Source organism: Massilia glaciei (assembly GCF_003011895.2).
Lineage (GTDB): Bacteria > Pseudomonadota > Gammaproteobacteria > Burkholderiales > Burkholderiaceae_D > Telluria_A > Telluria_A glaciei.
This window is the reverse complement of record NZ_PXWF02000195.1, coordinates 1-1149: the sequence shown is the minus strand read 5'-3', so window position 1 is coordinate 1149 and position 1149 is coordinate 1. Positions and strand designations below refer to the sequence as shown.

Here is a 1149-nt window from a genome sequence, read left to right as displayed (position 1 = left end):
GAGGCATCGCTACGCTCGCTCGATCCAACCTTATTCGTTTGGCGCGCTTTGACCTTTTTTGATAGTCGTGAAAACCCAAGCTGGAAAGATGGAGTCCGGCCCGAACCAATTGCCAGTGCTGCGAGACGAAGGCCACGATAGGCTTACTTCTTTATTGCAGAATGCTGTGCCATCCACTTGTTAAGTTTCGAAATTTCCTTGGTTTGGTCGGCAATCATTTTTCCTGCCATCTGCTTGAGTTGCTTGTTCTTGCCTCGGGCAAGTTCGACCTTGGCCATATCGATCGCGCCCTGATGATGGCTGACCATCATCATCGCAAAGTCATGGTCGATGTCCCCTGACATTTTCATTGTTGCCATTTCAGTTTGCATTTTCGTCATCGCAGACATCATGTCATGTGCTGGCGCAGTTGAGCTTCCCGCCGGTACCGTTGCGTGTTGGTGCGGGGAAGGGGAGCCGCCCTGTGCGACGGCAAGTATGGGCACCATCAGCGCAGCTGCGGCCGAGATAGTCATTGCGTTCTTAATCCATGTCTGTGGCAATTTCATATTAATTCCATTTGAAAACTAGGGTTAACGGGAATGCGCGCTCCAGGTGTCCGCGCAATTGTCGGAGCTATTAGTGGGCAGAGTGCTTCGCGGTGCCCGTCAAACGTCCATGTCCGGACATTGCCGCCATCGCGGCGCATGTATGGGCGCAGCGGTGGCATGTAGCGGCGCATTTCTCCATGTCACCAATCCGATCGCAATTTGCGGCGCAGGCATCACACACTTGGGCACATGCCGCGCATACCGCCGCATGCACCGGTGAATTGCTGAGCATGAAGTTCGCTGAGGTCTGGCACAGTTCAGCGCAATTGATCATCAGGCGAAAGTGTTCGGGCTCGACGTGACGACCGCCCATTTCCAGGCAATGAGTCATTGCCGTTTGAAAGCAAACTGTATGGCATTCCGTGCAGGCGTCGATACAGCTTTGCATTTCTGGCGTAGGTGAGTGGTGTGTCATGGCAACCTCCTTGAGTGAACAAGTATTTGAACGCTAAAACGTCCCAGTCACTGTTCGATACCACACGTAACGTGGTGGTTTCTGTTGTGGCCGAGAAAGGCATGCCGACTTGAACAATAAATTTGATTTAACATAATATATATT

The 1149-nt window shown here is 52.0% G+C and carries 2 protein-coding genes; both read right to left on the bottom strand.

From position 1 onward, the window contains the following. Window positions 1–143: 143 nt before the first annotated feature. Window positions 144–548 carry a DUF305 domain-containing protein gene (locus C7C56_RS11810; RefSeq protein WP_106757594.1) on the bottom strand — a complete coding sequence of 135 codons (405 nt, stop codon included), beginning with the start codon at window positions 546–548 and terminating at the stop codon, window positions 144–146. 70 nt (window positions 549–618) lie between these two features. Then, complete coding sequence (locus C7C56_RS30895) at window positions 619–978, bottom strand: four-helix bundle copper-binding protein (RefSeq protein ID WP_502506485.1); 360 nt, start codon at window positions 976–978, stop codon at window positions 619–621. Window positions 979–1149: the final 171 nt, after the last annotated feature.